19 protein-coding genes are annotated in these 17,330 nt (G+C 55.0%); 7 read left to right on the top strand and 12 right to left on the bottom strand.

Annotation, left to right across the window (positions count from 1 at the left end; translation table 11 throughout):
• Positions 1-57: 57 nt before the first annotated feature.
• The 10 genes from moaCB to ADICEAN_RS05660 form a co-directional block, all read right to left on the bottom strand.
• Positions 58-969 (bottom strand): bifunctional molybdenum cofactor biosynthesis protein MoaC/MoaB, encoded by a 912-nt coding sequence (gene moaCB, locus ADICEAN_RS05695; protein ID WP_009194596.1) that lies wholly within the window; start codon positions 967-969, stop codon positions 58-60.
• A gap of 29 nt (positions 970-998) precedes the next feature.
• The gene (locus ADICEAN_RS05690; RefSeq protein WP_009194595.1) at positions 999-1,442 is read right to left on the bottom strand and encodes a molybdenum cofactor biosynthesis protein MoaE; all 444 of its coding nucleotides are present in this window, start codon (positions 1,440-1,442) and stop codon (positions 999-1,001) included.
• A 25-nt stretch (positions 1,443-1,467) separates the two neighbouring features.
• Entirely contained in the window at positions 1,468-1,701 is a 234-nt protein-coding gene (locus ADICEAN_RS05685; protein WP_009194594.1) for a MoaD/ThiS family protein, read from the bottom strand.
• A 55-nt stretch (positions 1,702-1,756) separates the two neighbouring features.
• Positions 1,757-1,918 carry a glycosyltransferase family protein gene (locus ADICEAN_RS22560; protein ID WP_009194593.1) on the bottom strand — a complete coding sequence of 54 codons (162 nt, stop codon included), beginning with the start codon at positions 1,916-1,918 and terminating at the stop codon, positions 1,757-1,759.
• Positions 1,893-2,348 carry a molybdenum cofactor guanylyltransferase gene (gene mobA / locus ADICEAN_RS05680; protein WP_009194592.1) on the bottom strand — a complete coding sequence of 152 codons (456 nt, stop codon included), beginning with the start codon at positions 2,346-2,348 and terminating at the stop codon, positions 1,893-1,895. The genes ADICEAN_RS22560 and mobA overlap by 26 nt, the downstream gene beginning before the upstream one ends.
• The gene (locus ADICEAN_RS05675) at positions 2,345-3,091 is read right to left on the bottom strand and encodes a sulfite exporter TauE/SafE family protein (RefSeq protein WP_009194591.1); all 747 of its coding nucleotides are present in this window, start codon (positions 3,089-3,091) and stop codon (positions 2,345-2,347) included. Before ADICEAN_RS05675 ends, mobA begins: the two co-directional genes overlap by 4 nt.
• A gap of 40 nt (positions 3,092-3,131) precedes the next feature.
• Positions 3,132-3,302: a hypothetical protein gene (locus ADICEAN_RS21800; protein ID WP_083879683.1), complete on the bottom strand. Its 171-nt coding sequence runs from the start codon at positions 3,300-3,302 to the stop codon at positions 3,132-3,134.
• Entirely contained in the window at positions 3,299-4,327 is a 1,029-nt protein-coding gene (locus tag ADICEAN_RS05670) for a molybdopterin molybdotransferase MoeA (protein ID WP_009194590.1), read from the bottom strand. The genes ADICEAN_RS21800 and ADICEAN_RS05670 overlap by 4 nt, the downstream gene beginning before the upstream one ends.
• Before the next feature lie 15 nt (positions 4,328-4,342).
• Positions 4,343-5,323: a GTP 3',8-cyclase MoaA gene (moaA, locus tag ADICEAN_RS05665; protein WP_009194589.1), complete on the bottom strand. Its 981-nt coding sequence runs from the start codon at positions 5,321-5,323 to the stop codon at positions 4,343-4,345.
• 121 nt (positions 5,324-5,444) lie between these two features.
• The gene (locus tag ADICEAN_RS05660) at positions 5,445-6,953 is read right to left on the bottom strand and encodes a helix-turn-helix domain-containing protein (protein ID WP_009194588.1); all 1,509 of its coding nucleotides are present in this window, start codon (positions 6,951-6,953) and stop codon (positions 5,445-5,447) included.
• 177 nt (positions 6,954-7,130) lie between these two features.
• Between ADICEAN_RS05660 and aceB the strand changes: the two genes are divergently transcribed.
• Together aceB and aceA are read left to right on the top strand one after the other, a co-directional pair.
• Positions 7,131-8,729, top strand: coding sequence for a malate synthase A (gene aceB / locus ADICEAN_RS05655; protein WP_009194587.1), 1,599 nt, complete (start codon positions 7,131-7,133; stop codon positions 8,727-8,729).
• 176 nt (positions 8,730-8,905) lie between these two features.
• Positions 8,906-10,204 (top strand): isocitrate lyase, encoded by a 1,299-nt coding sequence (aceA, locus tag ADICEAN_RS05650; protein ID WP_009194586.1) that lies wholly within the window; start codon positions 8,906-8,908, stop codon positions 10,202-10,204.
• A 72-nt stretch (positions 10,205-10,276) separates the two neighbouring features.
• On the opposite strand, the gene ADICEAN_RS05645 is transcribed toward aceA, so the two are convergent.
• On the bottom strand, positions 10,277-10,837 hold the full coding sequence (locus ADICEAN_RS05645) for a DUF4142 domain-containing protein (protein ID WP_083879682.1): 561 nt from the start codon (positions 10,835-10,837) through the stop codon (positions 10,277-10,279).
• Between the two features lie 123 nt (positions 10,838-10,960).
• Here ADICEAN_RS05645 and ADICEAN_RS05640 point away from each other — a divergent pair, with 123 nt between their 5' ends.
• The 5 genes from ADICEAN_RS05640 (at position 10,961) to ADICEAN_RS05620 (ending at position 14,548) form a co-directional block, all read left to right on the top strand.
• Positions 10,961-11,314 carry a hypothetical protein gene (locus tag ADICEAN_RS05640; RefSeq protein ID WP_009194584.1) on the top strand — a complete coding sequence of 118 codons (354 nt, stop codon included), beginning with the start codon at positions 10,961-10,963 and terminating at the stop codon, positions 11,312-11,314.
• 308 nt (positions 11,315-11,622) lie between these two features.
• A complete protein-coding gene (locus tag ADICEAN_RS05635; protein WP_009194583.1) occupies positions 11,623-12,159 on the top strand; it encodes a ferritin in 537 nt (178 codons plus the stop codon).
• Positions 12,160-12,224: 65 nt separating this feature from the next.
• Positions 12,225-12,872 (top strand): NUDIX hydrolase, encoded by a 648-nt coding sequence (locus ADICEAN_RS05630; RefSeq protein ID WP_009194582.1) that lies wholly within the window; start codon positions 12,225-12,227, stop codon positions 12,870-12,872.
• Positions 12,873-12,944: 72 nt separating this feature from the next.
• A complete protein-coding gene (locus tag ADICEAN_RS05625; protein ID WP_009194581.1) occupies positions 12,945-14,222 on the top strand; it encodes a DUF819 family protein in 1,278 nt (425 codons plus the stop codon).
• Positions 14,223-14,272: 50 nt separating this feature from the next.
• The gene (locus ADICEAN_RS05620; RefSeq protein ID WP_009194580.1) at positions 14,273-14,548 is read left to right on the top strand and encodes a (2Fe-2S) ferredoxin domain-containing protein; all 276 of its coding nucleotides are present in this window, start codon (positions 14,273-14,275) and stop codon (positions 14,546-14,548) included.
• Positions 14,549-14,663: 115 nt separating this feature from the next.
• On the opposite strand, the gene ADICEAN_RS05615 is transcribed toward ADICEAN_RS05620, so the two are convergent.
• Positions 14,664-16,931, bottom strand: coding sequence for an aconitate hydratase (locus ADICEAN_RS05615; RefSeq protein ID WP_009194579.1), 2,268 nt, complete (start codon positions 16,929-16,931; stop codon positions 14,664-14,666).
• Positions 16,932-17,330: the final 399 nt, after the last annotated feature.

The following is a 17,330-nucleotide window of genomic DNA, read 5'->3' as shown; positions in this document are numbered from 1 at the left end:
AAAAGACCCCGTCTCCTGGCAGGGTCTTTTTTATGAGAGGGGTATCCATGGGCAGCTCTAGGGGTGCCGGGCGCCTTCTATGATGCGGAAAATATGCAGCACTGCCGGAAAAATGGCATCTACGGATTCGGCAGCGCCCCGGGTAGAACCTGGCAGCGCCAGTACCAGCGTATCGCCGATCAGCCCCGCTACCGAACGGGAGAGCATGGAATATGGGGTGCGCAGCTGCCCGTAGGACCGAATGGCTTCTGCCACACCGGGAATTTCCCGGTCCAGGAGCGGGCGTAGGGCTTCCGGCGTCACATCCCGCTTCGAGAGGCCGGTGCCCCCGGTGAGAAGCACCAGCTGGCAGCCGGCAGCACAAAGTTCGCTCACCTTTTGCTGAATCAGCAGCAGCTCATCGGGTATTACGCTGTATTCGGCCAGGGTAAGCCCGTGCTGGGTCAGTTTCTCGATAATGGCCTTGCCGGCCCGGTCTTCTTTTTTTCCGGCAGCAATGGTATCAGAACAGACAATAACACCGGCCTGCAGGTCTTTCTTAACCTGATCGGTATAGTCCGATTTTCCTCCTTTTTTCTCCTGCAGCCGGATGTTACGGATCTCAATGCCCTTGTCGATAGGCTTTAGCATGTCATATATGGTAAGAGCCACAACTGAGGCCCCATGCATGGCTTCTACTTCTACACCCGTTTTGTAAATGGTGTGTACTTCTACTTCGATGAGAATCTCCAGTTCCTGCACCTGGTAGCGTACGGCGGTATATTCTATGGGCAGGGGGTGGCAGTCGGGGATGGTGTCGCTGGTTCTTTTTACCGCAAACAGGCCGGCTGTTTTGGCCATTTCAAATACATCGCCCTTAGGCACCTGCTTGTTTAAAAGGGCATCAATGGTTTGCTGGCTGCTAACCCGTACGGTGGCCTGGGCAATGGCCTGGCGCAGGCTGCTGGTTTTAGGGGTGATGTTGACCATGGGGTAGGGGCTGAGGATGGGGTTAAAAATCAGCTGTTTACCTTCCAGCTGTAGCTGTTGTCTTCAAATACTTCTTTGCCCCAGACGGGTACTTCCTTTTTGATGCGCTCTACAATGGCACTGCAGGCATCCTGGGCATCTTTGCGATGTTTGGAAGAGGTGAAGACAAAGAGGCAGATCTCGCCGGCTTCTACACGGCCCAGGCTGTGGTAGATGTGCATACAGGTTAAGTTATACTGGCCAAAGGCCCACTCCCGGATGCTGTGCAGGCTCTCTTCGGCCATGTCGGTATAGGCGGTATAGTCAATGGCCTTCACTTCTTTTCCCTCCAGCAGGTCATTGCGTACCTGGCCCAGGAAAATACTGTGGGCGCCAATCTCTTTCTTCACACTATGCTTGCTGATGGAATCTGCGATAAAGACCGGAGAGATTGGGCCTTCGATAAAGGAGTTTCTTTTTTGGGTTTCTTTCATGTCAAGTGAAAAAGTAAATTACCGATCACCCCCCGGAAAAAGGCGGGAGCAGGGCCAGTTCAGCCCCCTCGCTCAGGGGGGTGTCGGCTGTTATGATCTTTTTATTGAGGGCAAGGGCATAGCGCATGCCCTGCAGGGCCGGGTAGGTGGCCTCCAGCTGCTGCCGTACCTCCTCAGTACTGCGCACCCCCTGCATTTTCCATTCCCGGGCAGCCGTAAGCTCGGCAATTCTGCCAAAGGCCAGTATGTTTACTTCCATACCTGATTTCTGTAAAGATGTAGATCTGCTGCCTTAAAAACACATAGACAGCCTGTTAATCGTTCCCTGCCCCTGTTGCTTTTTCAAACTCCTCCGGCGTATTAAGGTACGCAAACAGCCGGGGCTGTTCTTTGGCCAGGGCATCCAGTGGCACAAGCTGATGGGCGGACTGCCGGATCAGGGCTTGCAGCTTAAATTCCCCGCGCCTGAGGCTCATTTCCAGCGGGGGCAGGCAGTTTTTCCGTACAGGCCAAAAAGGGGCTGCAGGTGCCCCTGTAGGCTGGCCACACAGATGTCTGCGTCTGCCGTGCCTGCCCGATCAGCTTCCCTAGGGCTTCGGCCGTGATAAAGGGCATGTCGCAGCTCAGAACCACATTATACTCGCTGGCAGAGGCTGTTAAGCCGGTATAAATGCCGCCCATGGGCCCGGCTTCTGCCACCAGATCCGGCACCACCCGAAAGCCGTACTGCCGGTAGGCAGGCGCATTGGCCACCAGCAGCACCTCGGCTACCTGCGGCTGCAACTGCTCGATCACAGGCAGCACCATGGCTTTGCCCTGCAGCAGCATCAGCCCCTTGTCCTGGCCCATGCGGGAGCTTTTGCACCCGGCCAGCACGATCCCCGTTATGGTTTGCTTATTGCTCATGTCAGTAAGAGTTTTGCACAGGCAATGATCAGCACCAGGGCCAGCATGCGTTTCAGCAGCAGCCCGCTGAAATAGCGGGCGCCCAGGTAAGCACCCAAGGCACCGCCAGCCACGGCAATGGCTACAAAATAAAGAATCTCGGGGCTAAACTGGAGTCCGCCGGCAGCATTTCCCAGCAGGCCTGCTATGGAATTTAAGGTAATGAAGAGCGCGCTAATGGCGGCCGTTTCTTTCATGCCGGCCCAGGCCAGCAGCAGGAGCAGGGGCGAGAGGATAATGCCCCCGCCAATACCGATCAGACCTGAGAAAAACCCTATGCCCGCCCCCAGAAGCAGTGCCAGCGGAAGAGAAACCTCTTTCTTTTCCGCAGCTTCCTTAGGCATAAAACCGGCAAAACGAATGATGGGAAAGAGCAGAAACAGGCCCAGTAATTGCTTGTACAAACCAGCATCAAGCGAGATGAGCCCCCCCAGAAAGGCAGCAGGTATGGCCAGCGCTGCCAGGGCCCATAACAGCCGCCAGCGGAACACCACCCAGCGGTAGTACTGCAAAAAGGCAATAAGCGATACAAAAATATTCAGCAGCAGGGCCGAGGGGCGCATCACCTCCGGACTGAGGCTAAAGAGCGCCATCAGGGCCAGGTAGCCGCTGGCGCCTCCATGCCCCACGGCGGCGTAGAGAAAGGCAACCACAAAGAGCAGCCCGTAAAAAAGCAGCTCCAATTCCGGCGATAGCGCACTCATAGCGGAGATGAAAACAGGGGGGTAGATACCAGCACCGGCCTCATGCCCACAATTGGTTGAGGGGGTACACCCGCACTAAGGTACCCCTCTGGATGTGGGTTGCGTCTTCTTCCAGCTCAACCAGGCAGTTGCTATCCAGATAGGCATTCATTTTATAGGATTCCTGTGCAGGCAGAATCGCCACCTCCTCTCCGGTCCATTTTGCCCTCAGAAAGAAGGTAAGTCCCCGCTTTTGGTGAAGTCCTCGCGTAGGGTTTTAAAGAAGGGGGGTGTGGCTTCGGCGGCCAGCCCCTTCATCTGCCGAATGGCGGGTACCACATACTGATAAAAACAGCTGAGGACGGAGGCCGGATTACCGGGCAGGCCAAAGACCAGCGTATCGCCTTTGCGGCCGCAGTAAAGGGGTTTGCCGGGTCGCTGTTTTACTTTGTAGAAAAGCGTTTCTACCCCTGCCTGCTGCAGAGCGGCATACACAAAATCATAATCCCCCACCGAAATGCCCCCGGTAATGAGCAGCAGCCGGCAGCCGGCCAGCCCCTCCTGAATGGCAGCATAGGTGGCTTCGGCTTCGTCTTCTACCTGGCGAAGCAGTACCGGGGTGATGCCCCCTTCGGCCAGGACTGCCCGCAGGCTGGCCGAATTGCTTTCATAGACCTGCCCCATCTGCAGGGGAGTGCCGGGCGCCACCAGTTCTTTGCCGGTAATCAGCAAGCCGGTTGCTGGAGCGGCAAAAACAGATGCCTCAGAAAGGCCTAGACCGGCCAGAAAGCCAATGCTGCCCGGGTTCAGGCGGGTGCCGGCCGGGGCGGCCAGGGCTCCCTTTTGGGTCTGGGAGGCAGGGGAGCGTACGTTGGCGCCCGCCTTCAGCTCCGGATCCAGCAGGCGAATGCCCCCCTCCACCAGTTCCACTTTTTCCTGCATCACCACCGTATCGGCCCCGGGAGGTACAGGCGCCCCGGTAAAGATGCGGATGGCCTCTCCGGCCGCCAGCCGGGGCAGCTCGGCAGCGCCCGCCTGTACGCTATGCCGCACTCGCAGCACCGCATCGGCCTCCAGCTGCCCGAAGTTAAGGGCATAGCCATCCATGGCCGATTGGGCAAAGGGAGGCATGTCGATGGGGGAGTAGAGGGCCTCGGCCAGCACATAGCCCCCAGCCTCGGCCAGGGAGAGTTGTACTGGTTGGGGCGGAGGGGTATTGGCCAGTAAAAGGTGTTTAGCTTCGGCGACTGAAATCATGAGGCAACATACGCATTAACCGCCAATTCTGATCATGCTGCGGTTTTGAAGGCTGGCGCCATCGGTTTGCTGATAAGTGTTTTCAAACTGCCCGCCCATTTTTTCGGCCTTGATGAGCAGGCTTTTCTGGATCAGGGGCAGCAGGGGTTCGCCCTGGCGAAGGGCCGCCAGCAGGTTCAGCTCGTCTTTGCCAAAGAGGCAGTTTTTCAGTTTGCCATCGGCGGTCAGGCGCATGCGGTTGCAGTCGCCACAGAAGGGGGCGCTCATGGTGGTAATAAAGGCAAAAGTACCCTGGTAATTCAGCACCTTGTACTTTTTGGCCGTAGCATGTTTTTCATCCTTTAATTTGATGAAAGAAAAGGCCTCTTCGGCCCGGGCCAGCAGCTGGGCGGTGGGTACTACCTTTCCCTTTTGCCAGCGGTTGCCATCAAAGGGCATGAATTCGATAAAGCGCACATGCAGGGGCAGGTCTTTGGTAAGGGCTATAAAGTCATTGACTTCCCCCTCATTTACCCCTTTCATCACCACCACATTCAGCTTTACATGAAAGCCCTCCGCCATCAGCAGCAGAATGTTGTTCCAGACCTTGTGAAAGGCATCCCGGCGGGTAAGGCCAAAGAATTTGCCCTCCTGCAGGGTATCCAGGCTTACATTCAGCGAGCGGATGCCGGCTTCTTTGAACAAATCGATGTACTGGTCTGCCAGCACCCCATTGGTGGTAAGGGTGAGCTCTATGGGGAGCTGGGACAGGCTGCGGATAATATCGCCTGCTCCTTTGCGCACCAGGGGTTCGCCGCCCGTCAACCGGATTTTTCGCACCCCCAGGCACACAAAGGTTCTGGCAATGGCCTCAATCTCCTGAGGCTGCATCAGGTGGTCATTGGGCATGCAGCTGATGGTTTCCTCCGGCATGCAATAGCTGCAGCGAAAATTGCAGCTATCCGTCAGGGAAATTCTCAGGTAGTCATGTATCCGGTTAAATCGGTCTTTGAGCATTTACTTGTACTTACTTCCGGTCTGTGCCCGCTTGCCTGTTCTGCCCTGGGGTCGGGCAGGTAACGAATTACAGCCAAACCGATCAAAAACAAAATAGTAGAGCCAATGGGTGCTGGTAGCGTCAGGACCTGGAGGCCTCTGTTTCCTCGGCCCGTTTTTGTTTCAGCTCCTGCAGGGCCCATTTGGTTTCGTTTACCTGGTTTTGCTGCTGCAGAATGCGGGGAGGCACGGCCCGCTCCTGGCAGTCTACGGCAGGGCATCGCTCGCAGGTCTCATTAACCCAGCGCACGGGGATGGCCGCATCATTCCACCAGCGCACTTTTCGTTTAAGCGCTTCGCTGATGCGCAGGCCTATGGACAGGCTGCTGTTTCGGTCGGGTTGCGGGTTATGCGCTTTGGCCAGGCTGAGCACCAGGTATTCATTTTCGCTGCCAATGTACTTGCTGCGCTGCACCCGGCAGAGCAGGGAGGGGGTAGGCTGCTGGTCAAGTTCTGCAAAGACGGTAAGCGAAATCCAGCGGCGGCAGTAGTGCTCGTTCATCATGCTGCCATGGGGGTTGTGCAGGCCGCTCAGGTGCATCTCCTTGGTCAGGTAGAAATGCTGGCTGCCAATGGGGTGGTTAAACCGCAGAAAAAAGAGCTCCCGCAGCCCAAAAAAGCGGGGGAGCAGGTTGGTAAGACGATGCAGCAACATCTCGGGGGTTGCGCCCCAGCCTTGCATCAGCTGCAGCAGAAAGTCAGGCTGCCACTCCCGTTGCTGCAGCCACTCCCTGAGCTGCTCTAGCAGGGGCTGGCGGGGCATCAGCAGGGCGCAGCTGAAATAGGATGCTTTAAAGTTGTTGAGTACCTGCTCAAAGCTATCCACCTCTACCCAACTGGTGGTGTAGGAGCGCTCGCTCAGCTTCAGGTAGGTGTAGGCCAGCTCCCGTCCATAGGCAAAGGCCTGCTGCCGCTCGTCCAGGGCAGGGTGCAGGTAGAGCATGGGCTGCCGGGGGTCGGGCAGCGTAATGGTGCGCAGGTGCTGCAGCTTGGGCATGTTGGCCAGGCTTTGCTCATCCAGCCCATAGCCATATACGTCCTGCAGCAGGCGGGCCAGATCTCCGGCTGCCAGCGCTTCTCCTTCGGGCAGCTGGTGTGCCTGTCGAAACTGCTGGGCGGCTTCTTCCAGCTCCTCAAAATAATTTTCGTGCATCTCCTGGTAGGAGCGCAGGGCCGAGAAGTAAAAATGCTCCACGCGCATATCATAGGTGCGGCTGATCTCCACCAGCGTACTCACAAACGCACTCAGCTTGCTGGGGGCATTGCTGAGAATTTCCAGCAGGTCAGGTACCTCAATGCCAAAGAGCTCCAGGGGCAGCTCGTGCAGCAGGTTGGACTGCAGCAGCTCGGCAATGGGGGCCATTTTTTTGCTGAGCTGCAGGCTTACCAGGTAGTCATATTCAGCATCGAGCGCTTCGGCCAGGGCGGCTATTTTGGTGCCTTTCGGATATTTTTTTCCCTTTTCGATCTCATTCAGATAGCTAACCGAGATGCCGGTTCGGGCGGCCAGGTCGGTCAGGGAAATCTTGCGGTCCAGCCGCAGCTGCCGCATTTTAAGGCCAAAAATCAGGCGAATGGTATCGTCGGTCAAGGGGGTAGTGAGATGGTGACAGAGGCAAAAATAGAAAATCTCCAGCCTACTTTGAAATCGTGCGAAAAAAAATCAAATAAAAGAAAAAACACTTTTAGCGAATTTTCGCTTTTAATTCTACTTTCGCTTTTATACCTTTGGTCTAGTTGATTTTTTTAATTCCCCACGTTTAGTCCTATGCCCACTGCTACCCAACCCCTTTCTCAGCTGCAGCTCAAGGGCGCAGCCTACCCCCACCTCCTAACCCCTGCGGCACAGCAGTTTCTGCTTCACCTGCACCGGCACTTCAACCCCAGGCGCAAAGCCCTGCTGCAAAAGCGGCAGGAGCAGCAAAAGCTGCTGGATGCAGGCGCGCTGCTGGATTTTAGGGAAGATACCCGCCACATCCGGGAGAGCAGCTACACCATTGCACCCCTGCCGGACGATCTGCAGGACCGCCGCACCGAAATTACCGGGCCGGTAGACCGCAAAATGATCATCAATGCCCTGAACTCCGGCGCCCGGGTATTTATGGCTGATTTTGAGGACGCTACCTCGCCCAGCTGGCTAAACCTTATGGAAGGCCAGCAGAACCTCTACGACGCCATCCGGCGGCAGGTGGATTTTACCGCAGAAGGGGGGAAGGTATATGCCCTCAAAGAGCAAGTGGCCACGCTGAAGGTACGCCCCAGGGGCTGGCATCTGGAAGAAAAACACCTGCTGCATGAGGGGGAGCGCCTGTCGGCCTCTCTGGTTGATTTTGGCCTCTACTTCTTCCACAATGCGCAGGAACTGTTGCGCCGAGGCAGCGGTCCTTATTTCTACCTGCCCAAGCTGGAAAGCTATGAGGAGGCCGCCCTTTGGAACGACGTATTTGTAGAAGCCCAGACCTATCTGGATATCCCCCATGGCAGCATTAAGGCTACGGTCCTGATCGAGACCATACCGGCGGCCTTTCAGATGGATGAAATCATTTATGCGCTCCGCCAGCACATGGCGGGCCTGAATGCCGGCCGCTGGGATTATATCTTCAGCTTTATCAAAAAATTCAAACGGCATGCCGATAAGGTGCTGCCCGACCGCCAGCAGGTGAGCATGGGCGTGCCCTTTATGAGTGCCTATGCCCGCTTGCTGGTGCAAACCTGCCACCGGAGGGGCGCGCATGCCATCGGGGGGATGTCGGCCTTTATTCCGGCCAAAGACGAAGCCCAAAATGCCCGCGCTTTCGAAAAAGTAAAAGCCGATAAGGAGCTGGAAGCCAGCAGGGGCTATGACGGTACCTGGGTGGCGCACCCCTTTCTGGTAGAAACGGCCCGTCGGCAGATCGAAGCAAAATTTGCCGCCGGGCAGACCCATCAAAAGGAGCAGCTTTTTGAGCAGCTTCAGGTAAATCAGCAGGACTTGCTCAACACCCAAATAGAAGGGGGGGAGATCACCGAAGGGGGACTGCGCACGAATATCAATGTAGGCATACTGTACATCGAGCACTGGCTGGGCGGCACCGGCGCTGCTGCCCTCTACAACCTGATGGAAGATGCCGCCACAGCCGAGATCAGCCGGGCGCAGGTCTGGCAGTGGCTGCAGCACGGAGTAGAGCTGAGCGGGGGGCAAAAGGTGACGGAAGAACTGGTGGATCTGCTGATTGCCGAAGAACTGCGCAACATCCGGCAGCTGCTGGGCGAAGAGCGCTATGAAAGGGGCCATTTTACGCAGTCCGCCGAGCTCTTCCGGCAGCTGGTGTTCTCCCCCCATTTCCCTGAATTTTTAACCCTGGAAGCGTACGAGCTTTTAGAATAGGCAATAGACAATGGACAATAGATGCTGGACTTTGCGCCTATCTGATTAAAGCAGTGTCTTTTGAACTTCTCTGATCTGGTTTTATAGCTTCAGTCTATTGTCCATTGTCCAACGTCCATTTTCCATCAACCAACAAAACACTTATATAAACTCCAATTTTTTTCTCCCATACTACTATGAACAAGCAAGACCAAATCAACCAACTGAAATTAGAATGGAAAACCAACCTGCGCTGGAAGGGCATCGAGCGTCCCTATACCGCCGAAGAAGTGCTGCGGCTGCGCGGAAATTTTTTGATTGAACATACCCTGGCCCGGCTGGGCGCCGAGCGCCTCTGGGAACTGCTGCATACCGAAGACTATGTAGCCGGACTTGGCGCCCTTACCGGCAACCAGGCCGTGCAGCAGGTGCAGGCCGGCCTTAAAGCCATTTACCTCAGCGGCTGGCAGGTAGCGGCCGATGCCAACCTGGGCGAATGCATGTACCCCGATCAAAGCCTCTATCCGGCCAATTCCGTACCGGCCGTAGTGCGCCGTATCAACAACGCCCTGCTGCGGGCCGATCAGGTCAACAGCCTGGGTGGCGAGCAGGGCATCCACTGGCTGGCACCCATTGTGGCCGATGCCGAAGCAGGTTTTGGCGGTAACCTGAATGCCTTTGAGCTGATGCGCGGCATGATTGATGCCGGGGCCGCCGGTGTTCACTTTGAGGACCAACTGTCTTCTGCCAAAAAATGCGGACACCTGGGCGGCAAGGTGCTGGTGCCCACGCAGGAAGCCATTAATAAGCTGGTAGCCGCCCGTCTGGCAGCCGATGTGGAAGGAGTGCCGACCGTACTGATTGCCCGTACCGATGCCGATGCGGCCAACCTGATCACCAGTGATGTTGATGAACGGGATAGTCGCTTTATTACCGGTGAGCGTACGCCCGAAGGCTTCTTTCGGGTGAAGAATGGAGTAGAGCAGGCCATCGACCGCGGGCTGAGCTACGCCCCCTATGCCGACCTGCTCTGGATGGAAACCAGCCATCCCGATCTGGGCGAGGCGCGTGAATTTGCCGAGGCCATCCATGCAAAATATCCCGGCAAGCTGCTGGCTTACAACTGCTCTCCCAGCTTTAACTGGGCCGCTAAGCTCAATGAAAAGCAAATGCTGGAATACCGGGAAAAGCTGGCCGAGCTGGGCTATAAATTCCAGTTCATTACCCTGGCGGGCTTCCATTCCCTGAATACCGCCATGTTTGAGCTGGCAACAGCCTACAAGGCCCGGGGCATGGCTGCCTACTCTGAGCTGCAGCAGCGGGAATTTGTGCTGCAGACCCAGGGCTTTAAGGCCGTGAAACACCAGAGCTTTGTAGGCACCGGCTATTTTGATGCCGTGCAAAATGCCGTAACCAACGGGCAGGCCTCTACTTCTGCCCTGAAAGGCTCTACCGAAGAGGCGCAGTTCTACGGCGCTACAGCGGCCAGTGCCTAGTGGTTTTCAAAGACAAAAAGAAAGGCTGCTCCTGCTAGGGGGCAGCCTTTTTCAATACCATTACTTGAGTAACTACATAAGCTGGGTTTCCAGGGAGTCGGCTTTGCGCTCATTGGCCCGCAGCACTTCCAGCTTGGAGGCGGCAAAGGCCCGCACCCGGGAATCACCGGCATTCAGGGCAGCTTCTTCAAACATGCGGATGGCCTGTTTGTAGACCGACTCAGCCGTATTCAGATAACTCTTGTCAAAGTTGCGCCGGTCGCCCACCAGTACCTCATTGGAGAGCAGCTGAAAGCGTTCGCTCATGCTGGCCGGCAGTACTACTTTTTTATTCTTGGCCAGGTTGCGTAGTTCGTCGGCCATCCGGTTGTGGTCGGCCTGGGCCTGGGTGGCATAATCTACGACCACACGGGCGTAGCCTTCCTGCAGGGCTTTGGTGTTCAGGTCCTGCAGCAGCAGGTTAAAATTGGCTACTTCTACCAGAAAGGTAGCATCCTTGCGATCCATGTCGGTTTCCAGCTTGCGGTTGTTGCGGTCGAGCGCTTCGGTATAGCTCAGGTTGCGCGGCGTGCAGGCCGAAAACAGCAGAAGTGCAAGCACAAAATAGGGTATGGTGAGGCGTATCATAAGCATGAAAAAAGGTTTAACAGATAAACAGTACGTTCAGGAAAAGGTTTTTTTCCGGCTAAGATCCAGGCTGTATTATTTGGATTTGGTCTAAATAAGAACCACCTTTGTAGCAGATCAGCACGCCTTATGCAGACACCGCAGCTTAAAGAACTCTACAGAACCCTGAATGGATGTATCTATCAGGACAACTGCCGCAATCTGCTGATCCTGGAATGGAACGGGAGCCAGTCGCTGCTGAAGCTCCCCTGCTTTTTCTCGCTGAAGAAGCAGGCCGATGCGCTGGATGTAGTGCCCTTGCTGACCGATTCCAGCCGGGCCAAGGATGTTGAGATTCTGACCCCCTGTGGCTGCGATCGCTGCTTTGTGCTGACCATCCCTGAAATTCTCGAATTTAAGGACCTTATTTCCGGCTCCCGCGTAATGATGGAGCTCAACAGCATTCTGCACGAGCGCCTTCGCCGCTCGGTCCCGGTTTGTTGAGAAGGTATGCGCTGGAAGTAAGAAACTGGAAGAAAGAAGTAAGACCGGGCAGCCAGCAGTAGGCTGCCTTTTTGTGTGTGGCTGTCCAGCGTCTGCCTTCCTCCTTCTACTATCTAACCTCTATCTTCTTACTTCCTACTTCCTACTTCTATCTTCTTACTTCTTACTTCCTACTTCTTCCTCCTACCTTCTAACCCCCTCTTATTCAGATTTAGAACAGTTCCAAATTTGGGGTTACAGGTGCATATCTGGCAACTATCTTGTAATTTCGTCAGTATACAACAAAGACGCATTACGCATTTTTAGTTATGAAAGATCTACTTAGACTCAGAACTTCCCTTTCGGAAGAAATAGAAACGGCCCTGAACGAACAAATCAAGCGCGAGGCACATTCCTCGGCCATTTACCTGGCCATGGGCTCCTGGTGCGATCGTCATGGCTTCGATAACAGTGCTACCTTCTTTTACAAGCAGTCAGACGAAGAGCGCAGCCACATGCTTCGCATCTTCAAATATGTAACAGATCTGGGCGGCCATGCCCTCTCGCCGGAGGTTACCAATATCCAGCAGGAGTATGACTCGTTCCGGGCAGTGTTTGAGCAGGCCCTGGAGCAGGAGATTGCCATTACCCAGTCCATCAACCGCATTGTAGGCAAGTGCCATCAGGTGCAGGACTATACCACGGTTACTTTTCTGCAGTGGTTCCTCAAGGAGCAGATCGAAGAAGAGTACATTGCCCGCCGCGCCCTGGAGCTGTTTGAGGTGATTGGCGAAGAGGGGGTAGGTCAGTACATGATCGACAAGCAAATTGCCAAACTCAGCTACGACGGAGACGTGGCTGAATAAAAGATAGTGCTTAATGAATAGAGCTTCTGCATGAACTGCAGAAGCTTTTTTTGTTTATTAGAGAGATGGAACAGTTTATAGACGCCTTGCGAAAGCGCCTGCAGGAACCCCTGCCCGGCATACAGGCGCAGGCACGCATGACCCCTGAATTGGACAGAGACGTACGATTTAAGATAAAAGCCCGACCCGATGCCCGCAGGGGTAGCGTGCTGTTGCTGCTGTACCCCCAGGGGGGGAGCTTTTGGTTTCCGCTGATGCAGCGGCCCACCTACGAGGGCCACCACAGCGGACAGGTAAGCCTGCCCGGCGGCAAGAGTGAGCCTGGCGACCCCGACCGGATCTATACCGCCCTGCGCGAAACCCAGGAGGAGATGGGCATTCCCATGGAGCAGGTACAGGTGCTGGGCACCCTCTCTGAACTTTACATACCGCCCAGCAACTTTGTGGTGCTCCCTGTTATAGGCTATTTGCCGGTACAACCCCTTTTTGTGCCTGATCCGCTGGAAGTTGAGCAGGTGCTGGAGGTGCCTCTTAAGGACCTGCTGGAGGAGAACCTGATAAAATTTACCGATGCGCCTCCGGGCGCCCGCTTCAGGATACAGACCCCTTACTACCCCCTGCAGGAGCGGGTGGTATGGGGGGCCACGGCCATGATGCTGAGCGAGTTCATCATGGTGGTAGAGGAGGTGCAGCAGCAACTGCCCCTTCCATAGACGCCAAAGGCCGCTAGTTCTGGAAAATTTTCTTAACTTCCCGGCCTTGTATCCTCAACCCCTCTCGTACACATGGAGCATGAAGCCCTGATCACCAACGATGCGGTCGTATTTGGTATCCTTATGGCCATTCTGGGCCTGGTCTTTTATACCTCAAAGAGTGATCATCCCTTCTGGCGCAAATTTTACGGTGTAGTTCCGGCCCTGTTGCTGTGTTACTTCCTGCCCTCGCTGCTCAATACCTTTGGCATTGTAGATCCGCATACCTCCCGCCTGTACTTTGTAGCCTCCCGCTACCTGCTGCCCGCGGCCCTGGTGCTGCTTACCATCAGCATTGACCTGAAGGGGATCCGGCAGCTGGGACCCAAGGCGGTGATCATGTTTCTGGCCGGTACACTGGGCATTGTGCTGGGGGGTCCCATTGCCATTTTTCTGGTGTCGCTGGTGAGCCCCTCTACGGTGGCGGGCGATGAGGTGTGGCGCGGCTTAAGCACCATAGCCGGCAGCTGGATTGGTGGAGGTGCCAACCAGGCGGCCATGAAGGAAGTGTTTGAGGTAGGAGATATTTTTAGTGTAATGGCTACGGTAGATGTGATCGTAGCCAATATCTGGATGGCCTTTCTGCTCTTTGGGGCAGGCCGATCCAAGCGGGTGGACAAGATCTTCCGGGCCGATGCCTCTGCCATTGCCGATGTGCGCCGCCGCATAGAGGATTACCGCCTGAGCATTGCCAAAATGCCCACCCTGACGCATGTGATCATTATTCTGGGCGTAGGCTTTGCCGCTACCGGTCTTGCCCACCTCTGTGCCGATGTGCTCACCCCCTGGCTGACGGATGTGGCCGGCCGCACCAATGCTGCCGGTGAGAAGCCCTATAGCTGGCTGATCGATTTTAGCCTTACCAGCCCCTTTTTCTGGATTGTGGTCATTGCCACTACGCTGGGCCTGATGCTTTCCTTTACCTCGGCTAAAAAGCTGGAAGGGGTAGGGGCCTCCCGCCTTGGAGGGGTCATGATCTATATTCTGGTGGCTACCATTGGTTTGGAGATGGACATCACTAAGATTGCCGATAATCCCGGCATTTTTGTGGTAGGCCTTATCTGGATGCTGGTGCACGTAAGCATCATGCTGTTTGTGGCCTACCTTATCAAAGCGCCCTTTTTCTTTACGGCCGTGGGGAGTCAGGCCAATGTAGGGGGGGCGGCCTCTGCACCGGTTGTAGCCTCGGCCTTTCATGAATCACTGGCCCCGGTAGGGGTGCTGCTGGCGGTGCTGGGCTATGCGCTGGGTACCTATGGCGCCTACATGTGCGGGCTGCTGATGCAATGGGTGGCCAGCGGCATTGGGTAGAACTTTAGCCCTGCTGTATCTGTTAGAGGGCTGTTGACGTTAAGCAAAGCATGGGAAAGAAAGATTATAGCCAAGTACAGGATTTTGTTTTTGTGTGTACCGGAGATGATTGTAAGCCTGACAGTAAGAGCCTGCAGAAGGCCTTTAAGGACTCGCTGGAGCGATCAGGGTTTAAAAAAAGTGTAAAGATCATCAAGACCAAATGCACCGGCCGCTGCAAGGAAGCGCCTGTAGCCATTATTAAAGGGGAGTGGCTGGGTGAACTCAGGCCCTCGGATGCAGACCGGCTGGTGAGAAAGCATTTTCTTTCCACCGACAAGCAGTAGCACTCCTACCTACCGCTACCCCTGTGTATATCAGGACCCTGATCAACATAAAATAAATAAGAAGCCGGCCCCGAAAAGGGGCCGGCTTTCTTTATGGGGTCTAGCTGTATAGTGCTTAAACGCCTTCCTGCTGCTTGATCAGGTTTAGCGCAGAACCTGCCCAGAACCAGCCAATCTGGCCTTCGTTGTAGGTATGGTTTACGTTAAACTCATCGGTGCTGCCATCGGCATGGGTCAGCTTCACTGTCAGCTGGCTGTCGGGTCTGAAATTGTCCAGTCCCAGGATATCGATCACATCATCTTCCTGAATGCGGTTGTAGTCGGCAGGATCGGCAAAGGTAATGGCCAGCATGCCTTGCTTTTTCAGGTTGGTTTCGTGAATACGGGCAAATGATTTTACCAGGATAGCCTTAACGCCCAGGAAGCGAGGTTCCATGGCGGCATGTTCCCGGCTCGATCCTTCGCCGTAGTTATCATCGCCTACTACTACCGAGCCAATTCCTTCGCGCTTGTAGGCACGGGCAGTGGCTGGTACTTCGCCGTACACGCCGCTCAGCTGGTTTTTTACCTTGTTGGTGGCTTCGTTGTAGAAGTTCACCGCGCCAATGAGCATGTTGTTGGAGATGTTGTCCAGGTGACCGCGGTACTTCAGCCAGGGACCAGCCATGGAAATATGGTCGGTGGTACACTTGCCTTTGGCTTTAATGAGCAGGCGCAGTTCCTGGAAATCGTCCGGACGGTTAGGCTTAAAGGGCTCCAGCAGTTGCAGACGGTCGGAGTTCGGGTCTACCACCACCTGTACCTGGCTGCCATCGGCCGCAGGAGCCTCGTAGCCGGCATCTTCTACCGAGAAGCCTTTGGGCGGCATTTCAATGCCCTGTGGCTCATCCAGCATTACCTCTTCGCCCTGCTCGTTGCGCAGCGTATCCTTTAAGGGGTTAAAGGTAAGGTCGCCGGCAATGGCCATGGCGGTTACAATCTCCGGAGAGGCTACAAACGCATGGGTATTGGGATTGCCATCATTGCGCTTGGCAAAGTTGCGGTTAAAGGAGGTAATGATGGAGTTTTTGCGGCTGGGGTCCTTCATATGACGGGCCCACTGGCCAATGCAGGGACCGCAGGCATTTGCCAGCACCACGCCGCCAATCTCGGCAAATGGCTCCAGCAGCCCATCGCGCTCGGCGGTGTAACGCACCATTTCCGAGCCGGGGGTAACCGTGTATTCAGAACGTACCTTCAGTTTCTTGTCAATAGCCTGTTGGGCCACGGACGCTGCGCGGGTAATGTCCTCATACGAGGAGTTGGTGCAGGAACCGATCAGGCCTACTTCCAGCTCCTCAGGCCAGCCGTGCTCTTTTACGGCCTGCGCAAACTCAGAGATGGGCCAGGCAGCATCGGGAGTGAACGGACCGTTGATGTGCGGCTCCAGGGCACTCAGGTTGATTTCAATCACCTGATCATAGAACTGCTCTGGATCGGCATATACTTCCTCATCGGCACGCAGGTGCTCCCGGATCTTGTCGGCCTCATCGGCAATATCCTTGCGGTCGGTCATCTCCAGGTAGCGGCGCATGGCATCGCCATAAGCAAAAAGGGAAGTGGTGGCACCAATTTCGGCACCCATGTTGCAGATGGTGCTCTTGCCGGTACAGCTGATGGCCTCAGCGCCTTCGCCAAAGTATTCTACAATATAGCCGGTACCCCCTTTAACGGTAAGGATACCTGCTACCTTAAGGATCACATCCTTGGCAGAGGTCCAGCCGCTGAGGCGTCCGGTTAGTTTTACACCAATCAGTTTGGGGAATTTCAGTTCCCAGGCCATGCCGGCCATTACGTCTACCGCATCGGCACCGCCTACACCAATGGCAATCATGCCAAGGCCACCGGCATTGGGGGTGTGGGAGTCGGTACCGATCATCATGCCGCCGGGGAAGGCATAATTTTCCAGCACCACCTGGTGGATAATGCCGGCGCCGGGCTTCCAGAAGCCGATGCCATATTTATTGGAAACCGAGGAGAGGAATTCGTATACCTCGCGGTTGTTTGTTTTTGCCTTGTCCAGGTCGGCCTGGGCACCTACTTCGGCCTGGATCAGGTGATCGCAGTGTACGGTAGAAGGTACGGCTACTGTTTTTTTACCCGCCTGCATAAACTGCAGCAGGGCCATCTGGGCGGTGGCATCCTGCATGGCTACCCGGTCGGGGGCGAACTCTACATAGGATTTGCCACGGGCGTAGGCTTCGCTGGCATTGCCTTCATAGAGGTGGGAGTAAAGAATTTTCTCAGCAAACGTAAGCGGTCTGCCTACAATTTGACGGGCCTTGGTGATGCGATCGCCCATGCGATCGTATACTGCCCTGATCATGTCTATGTCAAAAGCCATTTTTAAAACGAAAAATTATACTTCTATACCTTATGATTACGTAACACGTGCGTTTGCGGCAAAGTTAAAAATTTTGGTAAATATAGAAACATTTCCCCCGAAAGCCAGCCCGGGAAAAGCCTGTTCAGGAGGGCTAAAACTTTTGTTCCATTTTCTTACATCATCTCCGAAAAATACAAGGCTTCGCCGGCTGAGTCATGGCTGCACCGTTCAATTTTCTTCCTGAAGCGCCCTGAACTCCCGCTGATGGCCAGTCAGAAGTTAGAAGAAACAGAGCGCCTGAGCAGGGATCATAACAGGCTGTAAATTACATATTTAGGCCCTTATGATTCAATTTAGTCTTTAAACTAGCTGCTTTTTTTATCATTATTCTCTTATTTTTTTTATCTTGTCTTTCCA

This window comes from Cesiribacter andamanensis AMV16, from assembly GCF_000348925.1.
Classification (GTDB): Bacteria; Bacteroidota; Bacteroidia; order Cytophagales; family Cyclobacteriaceae; genus Cesiribacter; species Cesiribacter andamanensis.
The sequence above is the reverse complement of the archived record's forward strand: the minus strand, read 5'-3'. Positions and strand labels throughout refer to the sequence as shown.